Origin of the sequence: Bradyrhizobium sp. LB11.1 (assembly GCF_040549385.1) — a bacterium.
Lineage (GTDB): Bacteria > Pseudomonadota > Alphaproteobacteria > Rhizobiales > Xanthobacteraceae > Bradyrhizobium.
Map to the genome: position 1 here is coordinate 380,981 of NZ_JBEPTH010000005.1, position 22,721 is coordinate 403,701.

The 22,721-nt window shown below is 64.0% G+C and carries 23 protein-coding genes and 1 pseudogene; 16 read left to right on the forward strand and 8 right to left on the reverse strand.

The genetic code is table 11. The features are described from left to right. Positions 1 to 43: 43 nt before the first annotated feature. The 3 genes from ABIA96_RS16090 to ABIA96_RS16100 are packed head-to-tail and all read left to right on the forward strand — an operon-like array spanning position 44 to position 1,331. Positions 44 to 334, forward strand: coding sequence for a hypothetical protein (locus ABIA96_RS16090; protein WP_354138019.1), 291 nt, complete (start codon positions 44 to 46; stop codon positions 332 to 334). A gap of 3 nt (positions 335 to 337) precedes the next feature. Then, complete coding sequence (locus ABIA96_RS16095) at positions 338 to 547, forward strand: CbtB domain-containing protein (RefSeq protein ID WP_354138020.1); 210 nt, start codon at positions 338 to 340, stop codon at positions 545 to 547. A 10-nt stretch (positions 548 to 557) separates the two neighbouring features. After that, positions 558 to 1,331, forward strand: a complete 774-nt coding sequence (locus ABIA96_RS16100; RefSeq protein WP_354138021.1) for a CbtA family protein — start codon at positions 558 to 560, stop codon at positions 1,329 to 1,331. Positions 1,332 to 1,491: 160 nt separating this feature from the next. On the opposite strand, the gene ABIA96_RS16105 is transcribed toward ABIA96_RS16100, so the two are convergent. From ABIA96_RS16105 to ABIA96_RS16115, 3 genes are all read right to left on the reverse strand, one after another. Further along, positions 1,492 to 2,550 (reverse strand): Cj0069 family protein, encoded by a 1,059-nt coding sequence (locus tag ABIA96_RS16105; RefSeq protein WP_354138022.1) that lies wholly within the window; start codon positions 2,548 to 2,550, stop codon positions 1,492 to 1,494. Positions 2,551 to 2,670: 120 nt separating this feature from the next. Next, positions 2,671 to 3,732: a nickel/cobalt efflux transporter gene (locus ABIA96_RS16110; protein ID WP_354138023.1), complete on the reverse strand. Its 1,062-nt coding sequence runs from the start codon at positions 3,730 to 3,732 to the stop codon at positions 2,671 to 2,673. A gap of 4 nt (positions 3,733 to 3,736) precedes the next feature. Next, positions 3,737 to 4,015: a metal/formaldehyde-sensitive transcriptional repressor gene (locus ABIA96_RS16115; protein WP_063706516.1), complete on the reverse strand. Its 279-nt coding sequence runs from the start codon at positions 4,013 to 4,015 to the stop codon at positions 3,737 to 3,739. A gap of 492 nt (positions 4,016 to 4,507) precedes the next feature. On the opposite strand from ABIA96_RS16115, the gene ilvD reads away from it, so the two are divergent. Both ilvD and ABIA96_RS16125 read left to right on the forward strand, forming a co-directional pair. After that, positions 4,508 to 6,232, forward strand: coding sequence for a dihydroxy-acid dehydratase (gene ilvD, locus ABIA96_RS16120; protein WP_354138024.1), 1,725 nt, complete (start codon positions 4,508 to 4,510; stop codon positions 6,230 to 6,232). Beyond that, positions 6,219 to 7,043 (forward strand): tetratricopeptide repeat protein, encoded by an 825-nt coding sequence (locus tag ABIA96_RS16125; RefSeq protein WP_354138025.1) that lies wholly within the window; start codon positions 6,219 to 6,221, stop codon positions 7,041 to 7,043. Before ilvD ends, ABIA96_RS16125 begins: the two co-directional genes overlap by 14 nt. A 181-nt stretch (positions 7,044 to 7,224) precedes the next feature. Here ABIA96_RS16125 and xth read toward each other — a convergent pair whose 3' ends face one another. Next, complete coding sequence (gene xth, locus ABIA96_RS16130) at positions 7,225 to 8,022, reverse strand: exodeoxyribonuclease III (protein ID WP_354138026.1); 798 nt, start codon at positions 8,020 to 8,022, stop codon at positions 7,225 to 7,227. Positions 8,023 to 8,156: 134 nt separating this feature from the next. On the opposite strand from xth, the gene ABIA96_RS16135 reads away from it, so the two are divergent. Both ABIA96_RS16135 and ABIA96_RS16140 read left to right on the forward strand, forming a co-directional pair. Then, a complete protein-coding gene (locus ABIA96_RS16135; RefSeq protein WP_354138027.1) occupies positions 8,157 to 10,487 on the forward strand; it encodes an ATP-binding protein in 2,331 nt (776 codons plus the stop codon). Positions 10,488 to 10,650: 163 nt separating this feature from the next. Further along, positions 10,651 to 11,676 carry a dienelactone hydrolase family protein gene (locus ABIA96_RS16140; protein WP_354138028.1) on the forward strand — a complete coding sequence of 342 codons (1,026 nt, stop codon included), beginning with the start codon at positions 10,651 to 10,653 and terminating at the stop codon, positions 11,674 to 11,676. Positions 11,677 to 11,714: 38 nt separating this feature from the next. On the opposite strand, the gene ABIA96_RS16145 is transcribed toward ABIA96_RS16140, so the two are convergent. From ABIA96_RS16145 to erpA, 4 genes are all read right to left on the reverse strand, one after another. Next, positions 11,715 to 12,611 carry a hypothetical protein gene (locus ABIA96_RS16145; RefSeq protein WP_354138029.1) on the reverse strand — a complete coding sequence of 299 codons (897 nt, stop codon included), beginning with the start codon at positions 12,609 to 12,611 and terminating at the stop codon, positions 11,715 to 11,717. 174 nt (positions 12,612 to 12,785) lie between these two features. Next, positions 12,786 to 13,181 (reverse strand): type II toxin-antitoxin system VapC family toxin, encoded by a 396-nt coding sequence (locus tag ABIA96_RS16150; RefSeq protein WP_354138030.1) that lies wholly within the window; start codon positions 13,179 to 13,181, stop codon positions 12,786 to 12,788. Further along, entirely contained in the window at positions 13,181 to 13,426 is a 246-nt protein-coding gene (locus tag ABIA96_RS16155) for a type II toxin-antitoxin system VapB family antitoxin (protein WP_354138031.1), read from the reverse strand. Before ABIA96_RS16155 ends, ABIA96_RS16150 begins: the two co-directional genes overlap by 1 nt. 158 nt (positions 13,427 to 13,584) lie before the next feature. Beyond that, positions 13,585 to 13,914 carry an iron-sulfur cluster insertion protein ErpA gene (gene erpA, locus ABIA96_RS16160; RefSeq protein WP_247503010.1) on the reverse strand — a complete coding sequence of 110 codons (330 nt, stop codon included), beginning with the start codon at positions 13,912 to 13,914 and terminating at the stop codon, positions 13,585 to 13,587. Between the two features lie 137 nt (positions 13,915 to 14,051). Here erpA and ABIA96_RS16165 point away from each other — a divergent pair, with 137 nt between their 5' ends. The 9 genes and pseudogenes from ABIA96_RS16165 (at position 14,052) to tatC (ending at position 22,716) form a co-directional block, all read left to right on the forward strand. Beyond that, positions 14,052 to 15,260 carry a deoxyguanosinetriphosphate triphosphohydrolase gene (locus tag ABIA96_RS16165; protein ID WP_354138032.1) on the forward strand — a complete coding sequence of 403 codons (1,209 nt, stop codon included), beginning with the start codon at positions 14,052 to 14,054 and terminating at the stop codon, positions 15,258 to 15,260. Between the two features lie 9 nt (positions 15,261 to 15,269). Then, positions 15,270 to 17,060 (forward strand): arginine--tRNA ligase, encoded by a 1,791-nt coding sequence (argS, locus tag ABIA96_RS16170; protein ID WP_354138033.1) that lies wholly within the window; start codon positions 15,270 to 15,272, stop codon positions 17,058 to 17,060. A 140-nt stretch (positions 17,061 to 17,200) separates the two neighbouring features. Then, complete coding sequence (locus ABIA96_RS16175) at positions 17,201 to 18,754, forward strand: SPOR domain-containing protein (RefSeq protein ID WP_354138034.1); 1,554 nt, start codon at positions 17,201 to 17,203, stop codon at positions 18,752 to 18,754. A 238-nt stretch (positions 18,755 to 18,992) separates the two neighbouring features. After that, positions 18,993 to 19,190: pseudogene (locus tag ABIA96_RS16180) on the forward strand (beta-hexosaminidase); the annotation flags it as partial. Between the two features lie 50 nt (positions 19,191 to 19,240). Then, positions 19,241 to 20,080, forward strand: coding sequence for a segregation and condensation protein A (locus tag ABIA96_RS16185; protein ID WP_354138035.1), 840 nt, complete (start codon positions 19,241 to 19,243; stop codon positions 20,078 to 20,080). 21 nt (positions 20,081 to 20,101) lie between these two features. Then, on the forward strand, positions 20,102 to 20,845 hold the full coding sequence (gene scpB / locus ABIA96_RS16190) for an SMC-Scp complex subunit ScpB (RefSeq protein ID WP_354138036.1): 744 nt from the start codon (positions 20,102 to 20,104) through the stop codon (positions 20,843 to 20,845). A gap of 167 nt (positions 20,846 to 21,012) precedes the next feature. Next, on the forward strand, positions 21,013 to 21,246 hold the full coding sequence (locus ABIA96_RS16195) for a twin-arginine translocase TatA/TatE family subunit (protein WP_354138037.1): 234 nt from the start codon (positions 21,013 to 21,015) through the stop codon (positions 21,244 to 21,246). Between the two features lie 88 nt (positions 21,247 to 21,334). After that, the gene (gene tatB / locus ABIA96_RS16200) at positions 21,335 to 21,907 is read left to right on the forward strand and encodes a Sec-independent protein translocase protein TatB (RefSeq protein ID WP_354138038.1); all 573 of its coding nucleotides are present in this window, start codon (positions 21,335 to 21,337) and stop codon (positions 21,905 to 21,907) included. Further along, positions 21,904 to 22,716 carry a twin-arginine translocase subunit TatC gene (gene tatC / locus ABIA96_RS16205; protein WP_354138039.1) on the forward strand — a complete coding sequence of 271 codons (813 nt, stop codon included), beginning with the start codon at positions 21,904 to 21,906 and terminating at the stop codon, positions 22,714 to 22,716. Before tatB ends, tatC begins: the two co-directional genes overlap by 4 nt. The last annotated feature ends 5 nt before the right edge of the window (positions 22,717 to 22,721 follow it).

The following is a 22,721-nucleotide window of genomic DNA, read 5'->3' on the forward strand; positions in this document are numbered from 1 at the left end:
CCGCCGGGAGATTGCCGATGGTGCTCACGGGGCGCGCGACAGCTTGAGCAACGAGGTCCATTGGCGCCACGACATCGCCTCGCTGGTGTTTCCCGTCACCGGACATGGCGCGATCTGCGCCGTGCACCGGGGCGCCTTCCGGACCTTGCTTGGCACCGGGCCCACCCCGGACGCCTGCCTCGGCTATTTCCGGCGGTTTGAGACCGCCTTCCGGGCGGCCGCCGGCGCCAAGATCGCCCGCAAAGGCATTTTGCCGGGGACGAGCCTGCATCTTACCAGTCGCGACATCGCCCGGAAGCTGCTAGAAGACGCGCAAATCGCCAATGGAGAATAGACCATGAGCCCGTCGCAGCTCACGACCGCCCAGCTCGCCAACGCAGAGGTCACGCTTCCGGTCGCCGCCGGGCAGGTGGGACGGCTGTCGCAGGCTCTGATGGCCATGGTGCTCGGCGTGTTCGTCATCGGAATGGTCGGCTTCTCCCATATCGACGTCGTCCACAACGCCGCCCACGACGTGCGGCACTCGAACGCGTTCCCCTGCCACTGACCGGGGTGGCATGAGCACGTTTCGCTCGATCGTCTTCGCGTCGGTCATTGCCGGTTTCATCGTCGGTCTCATCGTCACTGTCGTCCAGCAGTTCGGCACCGTCCCCCTGATCCTGAAGGCGGAAGTCTTCGAGAAGGCGGCGGAGGCGCACCAGCATGACGCTCCGGTCGCGGCGCAGCCCGCAGCAGTCGGGCATGATCATGCAGACCATGACCATGCCGCACATGATCACGGCGCCGGCGACCACGACCATGGCGCCGGGGCCTGGGAGCCGCGCGATGGTTTTGAGCGCAACGCCTATACGGCCGCCGCGAACATCCTGACCGCGATCGGCTTTGCGCTGCTGCTCGCCGGCGTCTTCGCGGTGCGCAGCGGCGCCACTGGCGCGACCATCTCCTGGCACGAAGGCCTGCTGTGGGGGCTGGCTGGCTTTGCCGTCTTTACGCTCGCGCCCGGCCTCGGCCTGCCGCCCGAGCTGCCGGGCGTGCCGGCAGCACCGCTGCTGTCGCGCCAGATCTGGTGGCTGGCGGCCGTGCTGGCGACGGCCGGCGGGCTCGCCTTGATCGTCTTCCGCCGTTCGGTGCCGGCCGCGATCGCCGGCGTGATCCTGCTGACCCTGCCGCATCTGATCGGCGCGCCAGAGCTCGCCAATATCGAGACCAACGTGCCGTCGTCACTGACGCATCAGTTCGTCACCGCCGTGACGGTGACGAGCCTGGTGTTCTGGACGCTGCTCGGCGGCCTGACGAGCGCGGTGTTTGCGCGGTTCGATCAGCGCGCCTGAAGCTTGCGCCATCGCCGCAACGCGACCGCCGTCCAGACCGTCTCGACAAAGCCGAACGGCCAGGCGCCCTGGAGAAAGCCGTAAGCCGCGCCGGACTGCGTGATCTTGCAGCCCGGCCAAGTGAATTGCGGTTGAAGGCGATCCGCTCGCTTCGGAGCAACTACGGCCTCATGCTCGCGAGTCGAGTGCGAACCGTCCGTGCGATCGCCGCCGGAGCCTCATCGGGGATCGCGAAACATGAGCTCGCGTTGATCTCACAGAGAACATAGGTGTTCGCGCCGGCCGCATCGCGCGGGCCGTAGAGGAAATCTGCGTCCCAGATCACCGGCATCGACGCTTCGTCGATGGCCAGTAGCTTCATCATCTGCGGCGTCCATTCGTCCTCCATCAGCCGTCGCAGCGCCTGGAATTGCGGTGCATCGGGGCCGTGCATGATCCGCGGTCCCGGTTGCGCCTCAGGAGATTCCGGTCCTTGCAGCGGCGGCGAGATCAAAGCCTTGATCAATTGGTGCCCGAAACCTGCGACCTTGGCGCCGCTCATGTAGCAGCGGATCATTCCGTCGGGCAGGCGAGGTTGAAACGGCTGATCGATGATGCAGCCGCCCCAGCCGAAATAAGATTCGCATCGCGCGATGAAGGCATCGAGCGGCAAGTCCTCGGGCAGGCTGCCGCGCAGCGCATGGAGTACGCGAACCGTCGGGATCGCGCTCGGCAGGGCCTCGACCCTCCACACCCCTTGGCCGCCATTGCCACGGTTCTGCTTGAGCACGCGTGGGCCGTCGGCCCGCAGGCGCTGCGGAAATTCCGCTGCGAAGGCGGCAGCAGTTTCATAGCGATGGGTGTCGGCGCCCCAACCGAGATCGCGCGTTCGGTACAGGACCTCCTTGACGCCCATCTTCAGAATAATGTCGGGATGCGCGCTCACCCACGGACCGCGCGCTGCAACGTCGCGCAGCAGGTCGTCCAGCCCGACGCGCGTCTTGCCCTGGTGGATCGGATCGACCCAGACCAGCACGCCGTCGACCGCAAGCAGTTGATCGCGGACCGCATCAGTGACGCTCTCGTCGTAGATGGCCGGGTGCGCCGCGATGCCGACGGCGGCGAGAGCCTCGAAGACGCGAACGAAGCGGCTGTTTTGAGCGGTGGCGTCATGGCGCACACCTGCGTCGCCCCGCGAAAGAATGGCTATGGAATATCGGTGAGGGAATTGGGTGTCCATGCGCGAGCTCCACAAATTGCGTGCTGCGCAGACTTGGACCGAGGTCTCACGGGGAGTCTGCTTTGTCCCCACCGCGACATTCTATGCCGGATCGTCGGAAAGCCGCAAGACACGCCGCGCTCACAACATCAGTTCGTGCAGGCCGGTCCAGCCGGTGTAGAGGCCGACGAAGACGATCAGGGCCGCCGATATGTAGGGCGCGCGGTGGGCGTAGCGGCTGAAGCCGCCCCAGTGTCGTTCGACGTGCCGCAGGCTGAGTGCAGCCAGAACGCCGGCCGACACCATCGTGATCGCAAGCCCGATGCCGAAGGACAGCACCAGGACGAAGCCGAGGCTGAACTGCTTCAGCTGAATGCAAAGCAGCAACACGGTGATCGCGGCGGGGCAGGGGATCAGTCCGCCGGTGAGGCCGAACAGCACGATCTGCGCCGTCGTGACCTTGCGCCCCGCGAAGCGCTTGTGGATGTCGGCGGCGTGGGCGCGCGCGTGAGCATCGTCCTCTTCACCGAGATCCATGTGGTCGTGATCGTGCTCCCTAAACAGGATCTCGGTGAAGTCGCCGGCAAGGGCGACGCGCGCCTTGAACGCATGCGGCTCGGGAATCTCCTCGACGCTTTCGAGGTATCCATCGCAAGCGGCGAACGCGAAGGTCTGGTCCGAGCCGTCCTCGCGGATGGTGGTCACCTTGATGTCGCGGGCTGCGGGAAGCGCGCCGTTCCCGCTCCGGATCCGCCAGCGAGGGGGCACGCCGTCTTCGAAGACTTCCAGCAACAGCGGCAGGCCGGCCAGTGGGATCGATTGCGGCTGGTCGTGGTGGTGATGATCGTGCGCGTGGTTCTGCTCTCGCCAGGTGCGCCAGACCATCCACGCCGCAATTCCGATGATCATGACGGCCGATGCCAGTTGCAGGTAGGCCTCGCTTCGTTCTCCGGACAATTCCTGGCCGAAATACAACCCCGCGAGTGCGATCGCCCAGACGATGGCGGTATGGGAGATGGTCGCGGACAGGCCGAGCAGCACGGCCTGAAGCACGGTGCCCCTCACGGCGATGATGAACGCAGCCATCATGGTCTTGGAATGCCCGGGCTCGAGGCCATGCAAGGCGCCAAGCAGGATCGCACTGGGCACGAACAGCCACGCGTGTGCACTGCTCTGTTGGAGCAGGTGAGACAGGTCGGTCATCTCTTCACTTCAAATAGGTTCGGACGACGTCGATGAGGTCGGCGGCGCCCTTGGCCTTCTCCGGATCCTTTTCGTGCGCGGGATCCACGACGTGATGGCGGATGTGGTCTTCCAGCAACTCGGTGGTGAGGCCGCTGATTGCGCCTTTGACGGACGCCACCAGCATCAGGACATCGGCACAGCCGATCTCCGACTCGAGCGCGCGTTCAACGGCCTCGAGCTGACCCTTGATGCGCCGGACCCGGCCGATGAGCTTCGACTTGTGCTTGATCGTGTGTGACATGCGGATAAGATAGGGGGGTACCCTATTTTCGTCAAGTCAGGGAGACGTCGGGCAAAACCACCCGCCGGGTCGTCAAATTGTCTGTGGCAGAACATTCCGCTTTGCCGAAATTCGGAAATGTCGTACTCGTTGGGCATCCGGGATTCACCGACTCAGTCAGTCGCGGCGGCTCCGCTCCAAGGATGCGCCTCGCTCATCTCAAAACTGATAGTTGTGAGTCACTCTTCCCGCGCGGGTAACACTGTAGGCTTTTCCGTGTCCTCGGAGCCACGTTTGTGCTTTGCATGCAACATTCCCGTGCGATTTGACGGTTATCGCAGTCCGTTCGCATCGACGCCGCTTTTTGGCCACACCCGAACATGAATAAAATCACTCTCATGTTTCAGGGGCTGGGCTGGTCCCTTGCAGGCGAGCAGGAAATCCCAAGGTCGATTCAAATCTTGGGTTTGATGTTCCGGGTCTGACAAGGGTTAGCCAAGGACACTGGTCGCGATGGACGCCAAGACCGACATCAAGCAGAGGCTGCCGAGCCGTCACGTGACGGAAGGCCCGACGCGTGCGCCCCATCGCTCCTACTTCTACGCCATGGGTCTGACCACCGAGCAGATCCATCAGCCGTTCGTCGGCGTCGCTTCCTGCTGGAACGAGGCGGCCCCCTGCAATATCTCGCTGATGCGCCAGGCGCAGGCGGTGAAGAAGGGCGTGGCGTCCGCCGGTGGCACGCCGCGTGAGTTCTGCACGATCACTGTCACCGATGGCATCGCCATGGGGCATGACGGCATGCGCTCCTCGCTGCCATCGCGCGAATGCATCGCCGACTCGGTCGAGCTGACCGTGCGGGGCCATGCCTATGACGCCCTTGTTGGCCTTGCGGGTTGCGACAAGTCGCTGCCGGGCATGATGATGGCGATGGTCCGCCTCAACGTGCCCTCGATCTTCATCTACGGCGGCTCGATCCTGCCCGGCAATTTCCGCGGCCAGCAGGTCACCGTGCAGGACATGTTCGAGGCGGTCGGCAAGCACTCGGTCGGTGCCATGTCGGACGAGGACCTCGACGAGATCGAGCGCGTGGCGTGCCCCTCGGCGGGCGCCTGCGGCGCGCAGTTCACCGCCAACACCATGGCGACTGTCTCCGAGGCCATCGGGCTCGCGCTGCCTTACTCAGCCGGTGCTCCGGCACCGTATGAAATCCGCGATGCCTTCTGCATGACCGCGGGCGAAAAGGTGATGGATTTGATCGCGTCCAATCTCCGGCCGCGCGACATCGTCACGCGCAAGGCGCTGGAGAATGCGGCTGCCGTGGTTGCGGCCTCGGGCGGCTCGACCAATGCTGCACTGCACCTGCCAGCGATCGCCCATGAGTGCGGCATCAAGTTTGACCTGTTCGACGTTGCCGAAATCTTCAAAAAGACACCATATGTCGCGGATTTGAAGCCGGGTGGCCGTTATGTCGCCAAAGACATGTTTGAAGTAGGTGGCATACCGCTTCTGATGAAGACGCTGCTCGACAACGGATTTCTACACGGCGACTGCATTACGGTCACCGGTCGAACGATCGCTGAAAACCTCAAAAGCGTGAAATGGAATCCGCACCAGGACGTGGTGCACCCGGCAGACAAACCCATCACCGTCACGGGCGGTGTGGTCGGTCTGAAGGGCAATTTGGCGCCAGAAGGTGCGATCGTGAAAGTCGCGGGAATGTCCAATCTGAGGTTCACCGGTCCGGCACGCTGCTTCGACCGGGAAGAGGACGCTTTCGAAGCCGTCCAGAACCGTACGTACCGCGAAGGCGAAGTCATCGTGATCCGCTATGAGGGCCCCAAGGGCGGCCCCGGCATGCGGGAAATGCTCCAGACCACCGCAGCGTTGACCGGGCAGGGCATGGGCGGCAAGATCGCGCTCATCACCGACGGCCGCTTTTCCGGCGCCACCCGCGGCTTCTGCATCGGCCATGTCGGGCCGGAGGCAGCCATCGGCGGCCCGATCGCACTGTTGCAGGATGGCGACATCATCGAGATCGATGCGGTTGACGGAATCCTTAACGTAAAATTGAGCGACGCCGAGCTGGCTCAACGCAAGACCAAATGGAGCCCTCGCGCGACTAACCACACGTCGGGTGCGCTCTGGAAATATGCTCAACAGGTTGGACCGGCGGTCGATGGGGCAGTCACCCATCCGGGCGGCGCGCACGAGAAGCAGTGCTATGCGGACATCTAGGCGTGCCATAGTTGCGTTTGTGTTGGGGGCTACCGCGCTGGCTGCGCCGGCGCTCGCCTTCGACGGCGCGCCGGTCAACCCGAAGGATGCGACCATCCCGGTTGTGACGACCTTGCCCGGTGCTGCTGGCGCGGTACGCAAGTCGGCAGCGCCGATGGCGACCCAGGAAACCTCGCTCAGCGCCCTGCAATATGCCGCCGAGGGCGGTCACCCGATCGCGCAGTGGAAGCTCGGCCGAATGTACGCCAGTGGCGACGGCGTGGCCCAGGACGACGTGCGCGCTTTCGAATATTTCACCCGGATTGCCAATGCGCATGCCGAGGACAGCCCGTCGGAGCCGCAGGCGCAGGTCGTGGCCAACGCCTTCGTCGCGCTCGGTCGCTACTATCTGAGTGGCATCCCGAACTCGAAGATCAAGGCCGACCCGGACCGGGCGCGGGAGATGTTCTCCTATGCCGCATCCTATTTCGGCAATGCGGACGCCCAGTACGATCTCGCCCGACTCTATCTGAAGACGCCGGACGCCTCGCGCGAGGATTTTCGCTACGGCGCGCGCTGGCTCGGCCTTGCCGCCCAGAAGGGCCAGCACGAGGCCCAGGCGCTGCTGGGGCAGATGCTGTTCAACGGCGACCGCCTGCCGCGGCAGGCCGCGCGCGGCCTGATGTGGCTGACCCTGGCGCGTGACAGCGCCGGCACGGACGAGACCTGGATCAAGGAAAACTACAACCGCGCCTTCGCCAAATCCTCGGACGACGACCGCGCCATGTGCCTGCAAATGCTGGAACAGTGGGTGCAGGGCCGCCGCGAGTAGGTTCGGCAGAGAAGGTGCCGTAGGGTGGGCAACAGCGCCTTGGCGCTGTGCCCACCACCTGTTTCGATGATGAAGAGATCGTGGGCACGGCGCGTTGCGCCTTTGCCCACCCTACGACAGCTGCGATTGCCGCTGGCTGCTGCGGTCCGGTTGCTCACCGTGCCCACCAATCCGGCGAGCCTTACGCCGCCTCCAGATCCAGATCCGCCCACACCGGCACGTGGTCCGACGGCTTCTCCCAAGCCCGCACATAGCTGTCGATGCCGACATTGGCGAGCCGGTCGCTGGCCTGCGGCGACAGCAAGAGATGGTCGATGCGCAGGCCATGGTTCTTCTGCCAGGCGCCGGCCTGATAGTCCCAGAAAGTGTACAGTCCTGACTCGTCGGTCACCGCCCGCAAGGCGTCGGTCAGGCCGAGACCGAGCAGGGATTGGAAGCTCTCCCGCGTCTCGGGCTTGAACAGGGCGTCTTCGGTCCAGGCGGCGGGATTGTGGACGTCACGGGCATGCGGGATGACGTTGAAGTCGCCTGCGAGGACCAGCGGCTCCTCGGTCTTAAGACGCTCCTTCGAATACTCAAGAAGCCGCGACATCCATTTGAGCTTGTAGGGATATTTCTCGGTCCCGACCGGATTGCCGTTGGGCAGATAGAGACAGGCGATGCGCAGGACGCCGCGCTTCAGCGTGACCACGCCCTCGATGAAGCGGGCGTGCGAATCCTCGTCGTCGCCGGCGAGTCCTGATTTGGTCTCGTCGAACTTGAGCTTGGAGAGCAGGGCGACGCCATTGAACGTCTTCTGCCCGTGCGTGACCACGTTGTAGCCGAGCGCCTCGATCTCCAGCCGCGGGAACGCCTCGTCGACGCATTTGATCTCCTGCAGGCAGACGATGTCCGGCTGACACTCCTTCAGCCAGGTCAGGAGGAGATCGATCCGCTGCCGGACCGAATTTACGTTCCAGGTGGCTACTCTGATGGGCATGTCGGCGGGCTCCGGGCAGGGGCCATGGTTAGAACAAACTGCAAACGCGCTCGTCAAGGACGCCGCAAAATCTCCCACAAAATTAACCCGGCTTAAGCCGGCCCCGGGCCATTGATACCGAAAAGGTTTTTCGAATGGGATGGCCGGACAAATCATCACAGCGCGCTGGGTCGCAAGACGGCCTGATCGGGGCGTCCTTGTACTGGCTCGGTGGCTTCGAAATCGAGGACGGCCTGACCGCGGATCTCAGCGAGCGTGAGATGCGCCGCATCCGCGCCAAGCAGATCGATGCGGTGACGCGGGCAATCCCGGTGACCATGGCCGTCACCATGCTGAACGTCGCCATTGTGCTGATCCTGTTCTGGGGCCGGGGCTGGAACGATTTCCTCGCGATCTGGGGCATGACGCTTGCCGCCACCGCTTCGCTTGCGGTGCGCGCGTGGCAGCGCTCGCATCAGAACCCGCCGCAGGAGGCCTCCGCGCGGGCGGCGCGGCAGACGATGCGGCAGGCATTCTTCCTCGCGGCGATCTGGGGCACGCTGCCGCTCGCCCTGTTCAGCCGGGTCGGGCCGACCAGCCAGTTGATCCTGGCCTGTCTGATGGTGGGCATGATGTCAGGCGGCGCCTTCACGCTGTCGACCTTCCCGCGCGCGGGCCTCGTCTATCTCGCGACAATGACGGTCGCCTGCGCCGGCGCGATGCTGTTGTGCGGCAGCGGGCCGTATCTGGTGACGGCGGTGTTCCTGCTGCTGTTCGCTTTTTTCATGGCGCGCAACATCGTCTCGCAGGGCAATCTGTTTCTCGGCAATCTCAAGGCCCAGCTCGAGCTCGAGCGCCAGACCGAGATCATCTCGCTACTGTTGAAGGATTTTCAGGAGAACGCCAGCGACTGGCTGTGGCAGACCGATGCCGAAGGGCATCTCACCGACGTGCCCCAACGCTTCGCCGACGTCGCGCAATTGCCGCTTCCGCTCCTGAAGGGATCGCTGTTCGCCGACGTGCTCGACATGCTGTGCCCCGAAGACAAGGCGGCGGCTTACAACGTCGTCGGCCTGATGGAGCATGCCGAACCGCTGCACGAGATGAACCTCAAGGTTGTCGCCGGCGGCGAGGCGCGGCTGTGGTCGCTGACGGCGAAGCCAGCCTATGACCGCGATGGGCAATTCTTGGGCTATCGCGGCTTCGGGCGCGACGTCACCGAGCGCTGGCGCGCGGAAAAGGCCGAGGCCGAGAGCCGCGCCAAGTCCGATTTCCTGGCGGTGATGAGCCACGAGATCCGCACGCCGATGAACGGCGTGCTCGGGCTCGCCAGCATGCTCCTCGAGACAAAACTCGATCCGGAGCAGCACGAGGCCGTCACCACGATCCGCGAGTCCGGTGACAACCTCCAGCGCATCCTCAACGACATCCTCGATCTGTCCAAGCTCGAGGCAGGACGCTTCGCGTTCGAGGCGATCGACTTTACGCCGCAGGCGCTGGTCGAGACGGTCGCGACCGTGGTGCGCGCAAGCGCCAGGAGCAAGGGGCTCGCGATCAAGGTCGAACTCGATCCGAACCTGCCGCCGACGCTGCGCGGCGACGTCGCGCGTATTCGGCAGGTGCTGCTCAATCTCGCCTCCAACGCGGTGAAGTTCACAGACCAGGGCGAGGTCACGATCAGGGCCATGTGCCAGGCGCGCCGCGATCTGCTGGCGACAGTCGAATGGACGGTGACCGACAGCGGCATCGGCATCGCGCCCGAGAAGCTCGGGCAGCTGTTCTCGGACTTCGCGCAGGCCGACGCCTCGATCAGCCGCCGCTTCGGCGGCACCGGACTTGGGCTCGCGATCTCCCGGCGCATCATCGAGCAGATGGGCGGTACCATCGGTGCCACCTCGACGCCGGGCGAGGGCTCGACCTTCCAATTCACGCTGGTGCTGCCGTGGAGCCAGATGCAGACATCCAGCCAGGACGCGGGCCGCGATGAGGTCGACGATCTCAAGGCTCGCATCGCGAGCCTCGATCGGCCGCTGAAGGTGCTGGTCGCCGAGGACGACGCCGTCAACCGCATGGTCGTGAGCAAGATGCTGGGAGCCTTCGAGGTCGAGCTCCGGGTCGTCACCGACGGCGTCGAGGCCGTCGCGGCCGTCGCCGAAGGCGATTACGACATCGTGCTGATGGACGTGCGCATGCCCGAGATGGATGGTCTTGCCGCGACCCGGGCGATCCGCGCGGAAGGCGGACGCTTCGAAGCATTGCCGATCATCGCGCTGACCGCCAATGCCTTCCCCGAAGACGTCAAGATCTGCCGCGAGGCAGGCATGTCGGACTTCCTGGCGAAGCCGCTACGGAAGCCCGCGCTGGCCGCTGCCCTGCTGCGTGGGCTGGACGGTCACGTGATGGTGGACGACGCGCCGCTCCAGCCGGATCTGATGCCGGTCGAGGTGGAGTGGACGGACGAGGAAAGGCAGATGACGGGCGCGTAGGCGCTAACCACGTGCATGAATTTGCGTTTCGCACCGGTTGGCCGGATGCTGGCAATTCGGATGCGCGATGTTACCTTGCTGCGCCATGCGCCTTGTTGTCCTGCTTCTCATCTTGTTCACAGCCTCTGCCCGCGCCGGCGATGGGCCGCTGATGAGCGCGCACATGATGTTGCCCGTGGTGATATCCGGCAACAAAGTGTCGCTCGAAAGCTTCGTCATTCGTCCTGATCGCTCCGGCAAATTTCCTCTCGTCGTGATCACTCACGGAATGCCTTCCGGCGATGAATTCTTTACTGAAATCGTCAACCGCTCTCCGGTCGGCTACAGCAAGGCGGCCGTCGCCTTCGCGCAGCGAGGATATGCGGTGGTCTCGATCATGCGTCGTGGCTATGGCCGCTCCGGAGGAGGATTCTCCGAGTCTTTGCGGCAGGGCTGCGACTATCTTTCGGCCGTGCGGGCTTCCAGCGACGATGTCATTGCGGCGGTCGCTTCACTGCGCAATGAGCCCTGGGTCGACGCTGAGCATGTCGTCTTGCTCGGTCATTCCGTTGGGGGGCTCGCGGTGATGGCCGTTGCCGCACAGAACATACCGGGTGTCGTTGGCGCCGTGAATTTTGACGGCGGTCGGACTAGCTCCTCCGCACCCAACCAACCTTGCTCGCCTGATATCTTGGTCGATACATCAGCCGCATTGGGGCGCACGGCCCGTATCCCCATGCTTTGGCTCTATGCTGAGAACGATCAATTCTACGGTCCAGACTTGGCACGGCGCATGTTCGCGGCCTACAGCGCTGGCGGTGCGCCTGCGCAGTTGCATATGCTGCCTGCGTTCGAACCGAACGGCCACAATACCGTCATGCTCGCGCCGGCAGACATTTGGTTTCCGTCCGTCGATCCCTTTCTTGAAAAGTTGGGTCTTCCAACCAGGACTGCCATCGAGGCGCCGTTGTTTGCTGAGCTGCCAGTCCCGCCGGGGGCTGTCGCCGCTTGCCAGGTGGCGTTCGCGGACTACCTCGCCAATCCCGATGATGCCAAGGCCTTCGCGATGAGCACGCACGGCCACTGCGGGACTGGATTTGGCCGTACAACTCTCGAGGCGCGCGAGCCTGCCTTGATGAAATGCAAGATCAACTCGCGCGGCGAAGATTGCAGGCTTTACGCGGCCGGACAGAAGCTTGCGGCGGATTGAACCACAGTCCACGCGATGCAGTGTAACGCGGCGCGCCGCTACAGTTTTCCATAGACCCGCGCGGCGACCGCCTTCAGGCGCTCGACCGAGCCGGACTCCGGATGCGGCTTGACCGGCGCGAACAGGATCGAAGCCTGCCTGCCGTTCTTCCAGACAAAGATGTTGACGGCATTGCCGTTGCCCTTGGTGCAGGAATGCTCGCCATACGCTTCACTGCCGAGTTCGGGGATCGCAACGTGTTGGCAGGGACCTGTGCGCTTCATCATGCTGACGGCGGTGTCGCGCGAGGTCGCGATCACTGCGACGAGCATGGTGTTGGCCTCGCGATCGAACATCATGCAGCTGCCCGCGCCGGTCCGCTGGACCTGCAGCGTGCTCCTGTCGAGGAAGCCGTCGGCATCCGCGGCGTTAAGCCATTCGCAGTCGCCGAACCGCTCGCTGGTCTTGCCCATATTTCCGACGGCAACACGCGCGACCTGGGTGAGGGGGCCGAGCAGCGCATCGTCGGCGCGCCGGCCGATCGGATAGACGCTGATTTGCAGAATGTAGTCGCTGGACAGTGCGAGGACCGAAGCCTCCTGGCGCTGCGCGTCCGCAGCGGTCGTCCCGCGCTGGCCTTCATCACCGATGTCAGCGATTGCGTTCAGCGGCATGCGTTCAGTGAGCGTCTTGACGAAGGTCGCGTACAATTCCCTGGCGCGGTCCTTGTCGGGATTGCGGAACACGGTCAGCATCATCGTGTCGCCGCGCCCGGCCTGGTAGATGCAGCCGCGGCCGTCCTGATTTGAAATCAACGACCATTTGAGCGCCGGCATCGCGCCGGCGAGCTCCTGGGCGCTGATGAACCGGCAGGTTCCGGCAGCGTGCGCGGGAAGCACCGGGACGGCTGCGATTGCAAGGAACAGAGCGAGGCAACAGGACAGACGATCAATCATGACTACTGCTATTGGCGCGCCATGGCCGATGAAGATGGGCCCTATTGCTTCGCCGTGGCGCTATGACATAGGCGGCCGGCACACGTTCTGTGTGCCGGATCTGCAGTTTGGTTCGATCTCGCGCTACGATGCGCGATAGAGCGTTCGGCTGCGTTGCACCGCATTCCCGATCAATCACTCGAGGGCGGACTGAATGTCCGTCTGGTCGAAGTCGCCACCTTTGAAGAGAAGGGGCTGCAACCGCGCCTTAGCCAGCGCATAGACCGCGCAATCGACGATATTCAACTGCGCCGGATGCCGCTGCCCCTTGCCGAAACGACGAAACGCATCGAACGCGCCTCTCGCCATTTCCTCATCGAAGGGCACCACGACGATTCCGGCATTCTCCAGCAATTCGTCGAACTGACCGACCGCATCCGGTCCGAGGCGCGCGAACAAGACGATCCTCGTTTCAAGGACCGCGACCGAAGAGATCATCAAGCTCTCGGCACTGCGGATTGCCGCCTGAAAGCGCGAGCTATCCGGTTCATTCGTGATGGTCGCGATGATCGCGGACGTATCGAGGACCATCAGGACGGCAATCCGGAGCCGTCATAGCTCATGATCTCTTCTGCCGGACGCGGGTCAAGAACGGGCATGCGGGAAACCCGCTGGAAGAACGCATCCATCGCAGCTTTCCGGTCGCTCGCCGCAGGTGGCGCGACACGAGACAGCCGCTCCTCGACGGCGCGCTCGATCGCGGTTTCGACATCCTCGCCGGTCAGCCGGGCAAGCCGTTCCACGAGCTGATCGACCTTGGCGGAGCGAATATTCATGGACCACCCAATGAAACTGAGAGCCTTTGCGGCTCTAGCGACGAGCACATCCTACCCCTGTTTTGCCCGACGGGTCAAATTGTTTTCGCAAAAGCCGAAATGCCCGTGCCGACTCCCGACTACTGTGCATGGGGTTGTTTTACAGATTTTGAGTGGGTCTAGATCGAGAAGCTGGTCCCGCAGCCGCAGGACGCCGTCGCGTTCGGATTGTTGACGCGGAACGAGGCGCCGATCAGATCGTCGACGAAATCCACCTGCGAGCCCGCCAGAAACGGCTGGGAAGCGGAATCGACCAACACCACCGCGCTCTCCTGCTCGATCACGAGATCGTCGTCGGTGCGATCGCGGTCGATGTCGAACTTGTACTGGAAGCCGGAGCAGCCACCGCCTTCGACGGAGATGCGCAGCATCGCGCCTGTGCCTTCGCCCTTGAGGATTTCCCCAATCCGGCGTGCGGCGCGGTCACTGATGGTCACGTCAGTCGTCATTAGCTCGTCTCCGATAGGCCCGCGGTCATACCAAGTTCACTTGTCAGGTTCACTTGCCCAATTCATTTGGTATCCCGCGTCCGGCATAGTTAAGTGCAAGGATACGCAGAATCAAATGGATAGGGACTAAATTCGTCGTGTCCGTCGGAATGGCAGCCCCCCATGCGCCCTATGCCTGCGACCCCGATCGCAGCCGCGGCCGGCTGGTCGCCGAGCCGCCGAGCCGGACCCGGAGCCCGTTCCGGCGCGATTGCGACCGGGTGATCCATTCCACCGCGTTCCGTCGCCTGAAGTACAAGACCCAGGTGTTCGTGTTCCATGAGGGCGACCATTACCGCACCCGGCTGACCCATTCGCTGGAGGTCGCGCAGATCGCCCGCGCGCTGGCCCGGCAGCTTGGGCTGGACGAGGATCTCACGGAAACCCTGGCGCTCGCCCACGACCTCGGCCATCCGCCGTTCGGCCATGCCGGCGAGCGGGCGCTGGATGCCTGCCTGAAGGATTTTGGCGGCTTCGACCACAATGCCCAGGCGCTCCGCGTCGTCGGCTCGCTGGAGCACCGCTATCCCGAGTTCGACGGGCTCAACCTGACCTGGGAGTCGCTCGAGGGCATCGTCAAGCACAACGGCCCGCTGACCGATCGCAGCGGCGCGCCGGTCGGACGCTATCGCGAGCACGGTATTCCCGTCGGCACCGCCGACTACATCAAAACCTACGACCTCGAATTGTGGAGCTTCGCATCGCTCGAAGCGCAGGTCGCAGCGCTCGCCGACGACATCGCCTATGACGCCCACGACATCGACGACGGCCTGCGCGCCGGCCTGTTCCACCTCGACGATCTCAAGGTGATGCCGCTCACCGCGGAGATCATCGCCGAGACCACGGCGCATTATCCCGATCTCGAAGATGTCAGGCGCGGCGCCGAGCTCGTGCGCGAGCTGATCTCGCATTTGATCGGCGCGGTGTTCGCGGAGGCCGAGAGGAACCTCGCCGCGGCGAAGCCGCGATCGGCCCAGGACGTGCGCCATCAGAGCCGGGCGCTGATCACGTTTCCCGTCGCCGTCGCCGAGGAAGAGGCCGCCATCAAGCGCTTCCTGTACCAGCACATGTACCGCCACAAGCGGGTGATGCGGGTGATGGCGGAGGCGGAACAGATCCTGTTCGACCTGTTCGCGAAATACCTGTCATCTCCCGCCGACCTGCCGATGGAATGGCTGGTCGGGGCGGAGGCGGACGACGAGGGCGACCGGGCCCGCCGGATCGGCAATTTCATTGCCGGAATGACCGACCGTTTCGCCCTGACCGAGCACCAGCGGCTCTTTGACTCGACCCCGGATTTGCGTTAGGCGGCGCCCATGCCCGACACATCCCCAGCACCGCATTTGTTCGCCGACGTACTCGCACGCGTGCACGCCGTCTGCCGTACGCTCGCGGCGGAAGCCAACTGGCCCGAGGGCATCGATGTCTCGCGCGTGGTGGTCGAGCCGCCGCGCGATGCCTCCCATGGCGACATGGCGACCAACGCCGCCATGGTGCTTGCGAAAGAGGCAAAGGCAAAGCCCCGTGACCTCGCCGAGCAGATCGCCGAGCGGCTCCGCGCCGACGCGCTGATCGCCAAGGTCGACATTGCCGGTCCCGGGTTCATCAATCTGACGCTCCAGCCCGCCGCCTGGGCGGAGGCGCTGCGGACCGTGCTGCGCGAGGGCGCCGATTACGGCCGCGTTCGTGGCGGCTCCAAGGTCAATGTCGAATACGTCTCGGCCAATCCGACCGGACCGATGCATGTGGGCCATTGCCGCGGCGCCGTGTTCGGCGATGCGCTGTCGAGCCTGCTTGAGTTCGGTGGCCACGACGTCACCCGCGAATATTACATCAACGATGCCGGCGCACAGGTCGATGTGCTCGCGCGTTCCGCGTTCCTGAGGTATCGCGAGGCGCTCGGCGAAGACATCGGCGCGATCCCGGAAGGGCTCTATCCTGGCGACTATCTGAAGCCGGTCGGTGGGGCGCTGGCGAAGGAGCACGGCGACAAGCTGCTCGCGATGCCCGAGGACCAATGGCTGCCTACGGTTCGCGCCAAGGCGATCGCGATGATGATGGACGAGATCAAGGGCGATCTCGCTGCCCTCAACATCCGTCATGACGTGTTTTTCTCGGAGCGTTCGCTGATCGAGACCGGCAACAACAAGGTTGCCGAAACCATCGATTTCCTGAAGGCCAAGGGCGACGTCTATGAAGGCCGCCTGCCGCCGCCGAAAGGCGCTCCGGTCGAGGACTGGGAAGACCGCGAGCAGTTGCTATTCAAGGCCACGGCTTACGGCGACGACGTCGATCGTCCGCTGATCAAGTCGGACAATTCCTACACCTACTTCGCCTCCGACATCGCCTACCACAAGAACAAGTTCGACCGTGGTTTTGCGGAGATGATCGACGTCTGGGGCGCCGATCATGGCGGCTACATCAAGCGCATGCAGGCCGCCGTGAAGGCAACGACCTCCGGCAAGGGCGCTCTCGATGTCAAGATCGTCCAGCTCGTGAAGTTGCTGCGCAATGGCGAGCCGGTGAAAATGTCCAAGCGAAGCGGGGACTTCGTCACCTTGCGTGAGGTGGTGGATGAAGTCGGCCAGGACGCCGTCCGCTTCATGATGCTCTACCGCAAGAACGACGCGGTGCTCGACTTCGACCTCGCCAAGGTCATGGAACAGTCGCGCGACAACCCGGTGTTCTACGTCCAGTACGGCCACGCCCGCGGCCACTCGATCTTCCGCAACGCGCGGACCGAGGTGTTCCCGGAACTGCCGGAGGATTCGAGCAGGCGGATCGCCTGGCTCAGTGAGTCGGCTGTGGAACGGCTGTCAGACCCGGTGGAACTCGACCTTCTCAAGCGTCTCGCAATTTATCCGAGGATGCTGGAAGCGGCCGCAGCGGCACATGAGCCGCACCGAATTGCCTTCTATCTCTATGACTTAGCGAGCGAATTTCACGCACTTTGGACGAGGGGGCGCGATTTGCCCTATTTACGCTTCATTATCAATAATGATGCAGATCTAACGAAGGCGCGGCTGGCTATGGTCCAGGGCGTCGTCTCTGTCCTGGCATCGGGCCTCGCCATCCTCGGCGTCCATGCTCCGGATGAGATGCGGTAGTTTGGGGCGAACTACTTAAGGGGAATGTTGGGGGTACCGGCACAAGCCGGATCGCTTAGACTTGGTTGAAAGCCTTGTGGGTCGAAAGCCGTGCCTTGGTCGAGGGGCGCGCGGCTTTCCCGAAGGGACGCATCATCACGATGGCCGAACGATATCAGGACAGACCGTTTCCCTCCGATGACTATGGTCGCGGTGGCAACCAACATGGCAAGGCCGAGAACGATCCCTTGGCCGAGCTCGCCCGCCTGATCGGGCAGACCGATCCGTTCGCAGCCCAGGGCCGCCCAACTGCGCAGCCGCCAGCAGCGCCAGCGCCTTCGCAGGCTTATCAGGACCACGATTATCCGCAGGACGACTATCAGCAGGACTATGCCGAGCAGGCCGCAGCGCCTCAGCCGGGGCCGCCGTCATGGATGCGGCGCGCCAACGTGCAACCGCAGCCGGCGCCCGAGCCCGACTATCCCGTCGCCGTGAGTCCCGTGCATCCGTTGCATCGCTATTCAGCCCAGCCGGCTGCGCCTGAACCCGAATTTCGTCAGCCGCAGGCCTATCAGGATCGCGCTTATCAGGATCAGACTTATCAGGATCAAGCCTACCATCAGCAGCAGGCACAGGACCAAGCCTACGCGGCGCCGTACGAGCAGCCCGACCCGGCGCGCTATGATGATGCGCTCTACGGGCGGCTTGAGGCGGGCGAGCAGGATTTTCAACGCGAGCCGGCCTATCCGGATGATCCTTACGCGTTCCAGAGCGACTACCCCGAGGCCGATCTCGACGAGCCCAGGAAGTCGCGCGGCGGCCTGATGACGGTCGCCGCGATCCTCGCGCTGGCCGTGGTCGGAACTGGAGCTGCCTTCGCCTACAAGACCTATATCGGTTCGCCCCGCAGCGGCGAGCCACCGATCATCAAGGCCGACAACACGCCGACCAAGATCGTGCCGGCACCGTCGGACTCCTCGGCCAAGGTCCCGGATCGCATGGTGAGCGGTGACGGCAGCGAGAAGATCGTGCCGCGCGAGGAAGCGCCCGTCGACGTCAACGCCAAGGCGGCCGGTCCGCGCGTGGTGTTTCCGCCGCTGAACCAGAATGCCAACCCGCCGCCGGTCGCAAGCGTGTCGCCGTCCAACATTCCGCCGCCGAATGCCGGCCCGATACCGAGCAACGGGACGATGCCGAACGGCGCTCCGCGTTCGATCAAGACCGTGGCGGTGAGGGGCGACCAGACCGACAGCACCGCGCCGCAAGCCGCCGCGCCGTCGGCGGCCAAACCGGCCGTGCCGCCGAAGCCGATCGCTGCACCCGCCGCGCCGCGGACGCCGCCGACCTCGGCCAATGCCAGTGTCAACCAGCCGCTCTCGCTGGCTCCGCAGGCCGAGCCGCCGCAGCGCATGGCCGCGACCAATCCCACACAAATTGCGCCCGCGAGCAGCAGCGGTGGCGGCTATGTCGTGCAGGTGTCCTCGCAGCAGAGCGAGGATAGCGCACACGCTTCGTACCGGGTGCTCCAGGGCAAATATGGCAGCGTGCTCGGCTCCCGCTCACCGGTGATCAAGCGGGTCGACCTGACGGACAAGGGCAAGGGGATCGTTTACCGCGCCTTCGCCGGGCCGTATGGCTCGGCCGACGAGGCGGTGCAAGTCTGCAACAATCTCAAGTCCGCTGGCCTGCCGTCCTGCTTCGTCCAAAGGAATTAGCGGACGTTTTCTTGACCCCCTCCGGGCAGGGTTAATCGGCCCCATGAGCACGGGGCCTTCATTGCCGACGTTTCCGGAGCGGACCGTCACCGGGCGGACGTTTATCCGTGCCAAACGCTCCTGGGGCTTCATTGCCTTCAGGCGTAGTATCGAAAGTTCGACCCAAGTCACGGTTCCGGTTGCGGAATCGGCGGCGCGGCGATTGATCGCGGCCAATTCCGCCGGTCTCAGCATTCCCGTGGATGGCGCCGTCGACCCCGCCCATCCTATGACGACTTCTGCGACAATGATCGCTCAGGTGATTCGCAGCGCAGTTGGGTTCCAGGCTTTGTTAATGAGTGATGACGTGTCGATGAGGAACGTGCTGGCGGGAGGCATCACCGAGCGAATTTGCGCCATGTTCGCGGCCTGCTGCGACACGTCGCATCACAGCAATGACAATGCGGGACTGGACGCATTGACCGCACGGGTAACCACGGCATCCGCATGACCGCAGAAATCCTATCGTTCGAAACCGGCCGGCCCGCAGAGCTCGCCGAGGGCGAGCCGGCGTTGGTGGTCGACGTCGAGGGCTATGAAGGCCCGCTCGATCTGCTGCTCGCGCTGGCGCGGCAGCAGAAGGTCGATCTCGCCAAGATCTCGATCCTGGCGCTGGCCGACCAGTATCTCCACTTCATCGAAGCCGCGCGAAAGATCCGGCTCGAGCTTGCCGCCGACTATCTCGTCATGGCTGCCTGGCTCGCCTTCCTAAAGTCGCGTCTTCTGCTGCCTGAACCGCCGAGCGCGGAGGGTCCGAGCGCCGAGCAAATGGCGACTGCGCTCGCGAACCGTCTGCGCCGTCTGGAAGCCATTCGCGAAGCTGCCAACCGGCTGATGAACCGGCAGCAATTGCTGCGCGACATTTTTCCGCGCGGTGAGCCTGAGCGGATCGCGGAGATCAGGCATCCGAAATACACAGCAACGCTGTACGACCTGCTCACGGCCTATGCCTCACAACGCCAGTCGCGCGTGCTGGCGAGCGTGCATCTGGCCAAGCGCACGGTGTGGTCGCTCGCCGAAGCGCGCGCCACGCTGGAGCGGCTGGTCGGCAGCATCACCGAACAGGACGACTGGGGCGTGCTCGACGATTTTCTGGTCCGTCATGTCGCCGATCCGACGCAGCGTGCGACGGTGTTCGCCTCGAGCTTCGCCGCCGCGCTCGAGCTGGTGCGTGAAGGTCAGCTCGAGCTGAATCAGAAAGAAGCGTTTGCGCCCATCTATTTCCGGAAGGGGCGTCCAAAACCGGTTTCGGACGCAGCTCCCGCGCCCGATGCGCCGGTCGCTTAAGTGCAAGAAGGAGAAGCTGCCATGGCAAGCCTGGCTGAAGTGCGGGTAGAAGAGGCCGAGCCGATGGAGAACGAGTCCCAGGCACGTCCCGAAGAATTGCGGCTGCTGGAAGCGCTGCTGTTTGCTTCGAATGAACCGCTGGATACCGCGACCCTGGCCAAGCGCATGCCCGAGGGCGTGGACGTGAAGGCCGCGCTCGAGCAGCTACAGGCCGACTATGCCTTGCGCGGCGTGAACCTCGTGCGGGTTGCCAACAAATGGACGTTCCGCACCGCCGGCGATCTCGCCTGGTTGATGACGCGTGAGAGCACCGAGACCCGGCGCCTGTCGCGCGCGGCCATCGAGGTGCTGGCGATCATCGCGTATCACCAGCCAGTGACGCGCGCCGAGATCGAGGAGATCCGCGGCGTGGTCACTTCGAAGGGCACGCTCGACGTGCTGCTGGAGACCGGCTGGATCAAGCCGCGCGGCCGCCGCAAGACGCCCGGCCGTCCCTTGACCTTCGGAACCACCGAGGACTTTCTGTCGCAGTTCACCCTGGAACAGCTTGGCGATCTGCCGGGGCTGGAGGAGCTGAAGGGCACGGGCCTGCTGGATTCGCGCCTGCCGACCGGCTTTAGCGTGCCGACGCCGTCGGATGACCCGCAGCTCCGCGAGGATGAAGACCCGCTGGAACCGGGCGAGGACCTCGATCTGGCGCTGGCGCCTGCGGTCGAGCCCGAGACGCCGCCGGAAGGCGACAATGAGGGTGGCGCAGAAGGCTAATATTCCCGCCTTTTACCGGACCCCTGCGACCAGTTAACACTAGCAAGATTACGTAGTGCCAACAGCGAATTGGCGCTGCCTTGGTCCTTGTTTTTGAGGCCTGCGAAGCCTAGGTTTCGATGAAGATCGGCCGGGGTCCCGGCCATGCGCGTTTGGAGGGTTGCAGGATGGGTTCACTGAGCATTTGGCACTGGATCTTGGTGATCGCAGTGGTCCTGCTGCTGTTCGGCCGCGGCAAGATTTCGGATCTGATGGGTGACGTGGCGCAGGGCATCAAGGCCTTCAAGAAGGGCATGCAGGACGACGACAAGGTCGCCGACCAGCCCGAGCCGTCCAAGTCCATCGAGCACAATGCCGCGCCGACCGCGGCACGGTCCGACGTCGGCAGCAAGGCCGTCTGAGCCAGGAGCACGCGAGACGCGGGTAGCGGCCCTGATCCTCCGCGTGAGGGATTGGGCCGGTCGTGGCTTCGCGTGAACGGAAGACGTCATGTTCGACATCGGGTGGAGTGAACTGGTTCTGATCGGGGTCGTTGCTCTGGTCGCCATCGGCCCGAAAGAGCTGCCGGGCGTGCTGCGCATGGTCGGCCAGTGGATGGGCAAGGCCCGCAAGATGGCCGCCGAATTCCAGGGCCAGTTCCAGGAGGCCATGCGCGAGGCCGACATGGCCGACCTCAAGAAGAGCTTTGACGAGGTCAAGGAAGCCGCTTCCGGCTTCACCGGCGGTGGTTTGATGACCTCGCTCCAGAAAGACGTCAGCGATGCGCTCCGCATCGACGCGCTCGACAAGCCGGCCGCGACTGCTGCCGTCGAACCGCCGGCGACTTCAAGCGAAGCGCTGGCGACTTCAAGTGAAGCGCCGGCAACTTCAAGTGAAGTGCTGGCAAGCCCGACCGCGCCTGAAGCGCCGACGCCCGAGACCTTCGTGGAAGCCGAGATGCATGTGGCGGTGAACGAGCCGCTCGCCATTACCCGTGAGGTCGAGCAGGCTCGGGTCACCCAAGACACCGTCAATCAGGACATTGCGCCATCCGAGGCGATCAAGGACGCCAAAGCGTCATGAGCGACGCCGAGATCGAGGCCAGCAAAGCCCCGCTGATGGACCATTTGATCGAGCTGCGCTCGCGGCTGATCAAGGCGCTGCTCGGCTTTGGCATAGCTTTCATCCTCTGTTTCTTCTTCGCCAAGCAGATCTACAACGTGCTGGTCTGGCCGTTCGTGTGGGTCGCAGGCGCCGACAATTCGAAATTCATCTACACGGCGCTGCTTGAATATTTCATCACTCAGCTGAAGCTCGCGCTGTTCGGCGCCGGCTTTATCTCGTTCCCGATCGTCGCGACCCAGATCTACAAGTTCGTCGCGCCGGGCCTCTACAAGCACGAGAAGAACGCCTTCGTACCGTATCTGGTCGCGACACCGTTCTTCTTCGTGCTCGGCGCGGCGCTGGTCTATTTCGTCGTGCTGCCAATGCTGGTCCGCTTCTCGCTCGGCATGCAGCAGGCCGGCAGTGACGAGACCGCGCAGATCCAGCTTTTGCCCAAGGTCGGCGAATATCTGTCGCTGATGATGTCGCTGATCTTCGCCTTCGGTATCGCATTCCAGCTTCCGGTGATCCTGACCCTGCTCGGCCGGGTCGGCATCGTCACCGCAAAGATGCTGCGCGAGAAGCGCCGCTATTTCATCGTGGTCGCCTTCATCATCGCTGCCGTCCTGACGCCACCGGACATCCTGAGTCAGTGCTCGCTCGCCATTCCCCTGCTGGCGCTCTACGAGGGTTCGATCATTGCAGTCTCGATGGTGGAGAAGAAGGCGGCGGCCTCGAAAGCCGCCACCGGCACGGACGTGTCGACGCCGGCGAATCCGGCAGAGTAGGGGCC

Coding starts and splice junctions, on each gene's coding strand:
- ABIA96_RS16095 (WP_354138020.1), top strand. CDS start 338: ATGAGCCCGTCGCAGCTCACGACCGCCCAGCTCGCCAACGCAGAGGTC.
- ABIA96_RS16100 (WP_354138021.1), top strand. CDS start 558: ATGAGCACGTTTCGCTCGATCGTCTTCGCGTCGGTCATTGCCGGTTTC.
- ABIA96_RS16105 (WP_354138022.1), bottom strand. CDS start 2,550: ATGGACACCCAATTCCCTCACCGATATTCCATAGCCATTCTTTCGCGG.
- ABIA96_RS16110 (WP_354138023.1), bottom strand. CDS start 3,732: ATGACCGACCTGTCTCACCTGCTCCAACAGAGCAGTGCACACGCGTGG.
- ABIA96_RS16115 (WP_063706516.1), bottom strand. CDS start 4,015: ATGTCACACACGATCAAGCACAAGTCGAAGCTCATCGGCCGGGTCCGG.
- ilvD (WP_354138024.1), top strand. CDS start 4,508: ATGGACGCCAAGACCGACATCAAGCAGAGGCTGCCGAGCCGTCACGTG.
- ABIA96_RS16125 (WP_354138025.1), top strand. CDS start 6,219: ATGCGGACATCTAGGCGTGCCATAGTTGCGTTTGTGTTGGGGGCTACC.
- xth (WP_354138026.1), bottom strand. CDS start 8,022: ATGCCCATCAGAGTAGCCACCTGGAACGTAAATTCGGTCCGGCAGCGG.
- ABIA96_RS16135 (WP_354138027.1), top strand. CDS start 8,157: ATGGGATGGCCGGACAAATCATCACAGCGCGCTGGGTCGCAAGACGGC.
- ABIA96_RS16140 (WP_354138028.1), top strand. CDS start 10,651: ATGATGTTGCCCGTGGTGATATCCGGCAACAAAGTGTCGCTCGAAAGC.
- ABIA96_RS16145 (WP_354138029.1), bottom strand. CDS start 12,611: ATGATTGATCGTCTGTCCTGTTGCCTCGCTCTGTTCCTTGCAATCGCA.
- ABIA96_RS16150 (WP_354138030.1), bottom strand. CDS start 13,181: ATGGTCCTCGATACGTCCGCGATCATCGCGACCATCACGAATGAACCG.
- ABIA96_RS16155 (WP_354138031.1), bottom strand. CDS start 13,426: ATGAATATTCGCTCCGCCAAGGTCGATCAGCTCGTGGAACGGCTTGCC.
- erpA (WP_247503010.1), bottom strand. CDS start 13,914: ATGACGACTGACGTGACCATCAGTGACCGCGCCGCACGCCGGATTGGG.
- argS (WP_354138033.1), top strand. CDS start 15,270: ATGCCCGACACATCCCCAGCACCGCATTTGTTCGCCGACGTACTCGCA.
- ABIA96_RS16175 (WP_354138034.1), top strand. CDS start 17,201: ATGGCCGAACGATATCAGGACAGACCGTTTCCCTCCGATGACTATGGT.
- ABIA96_RS16185 (WP_354138035.1), top strand. CDS start 19,241: ATGACCGCAGAAATCCTATCGTTCGAAACCGGCCGGCCCGCAGAGCTC.
- scpB (WP_354138036.1), top strand. CDS start 20,102: ATGGCAAGCCTGGCTGAAGTGCGGGTAGAAGAGGCCGAGCCGATGGAG.
- ABIA96_RS16195 (WP_354138037.1), top strand. CDS start 21,013: ATGGGTTCACTGAGCATTTGGCACTGGATCTTGGTGATCGCAGTGGTC.
- tatB (WP_354138038.1), top strand. CDS start 21,335: ATGTTCGACATCGGGTGGAGTGAACTGGTTCTGATCGGGGTCGTTGCT.
- tatC (WP_354138039.1), top strand. CDS start 21,904: ATGAGCGACGCCGAGATCGAGGCCAGCAAAGCCCCGCTGATGGACCAT.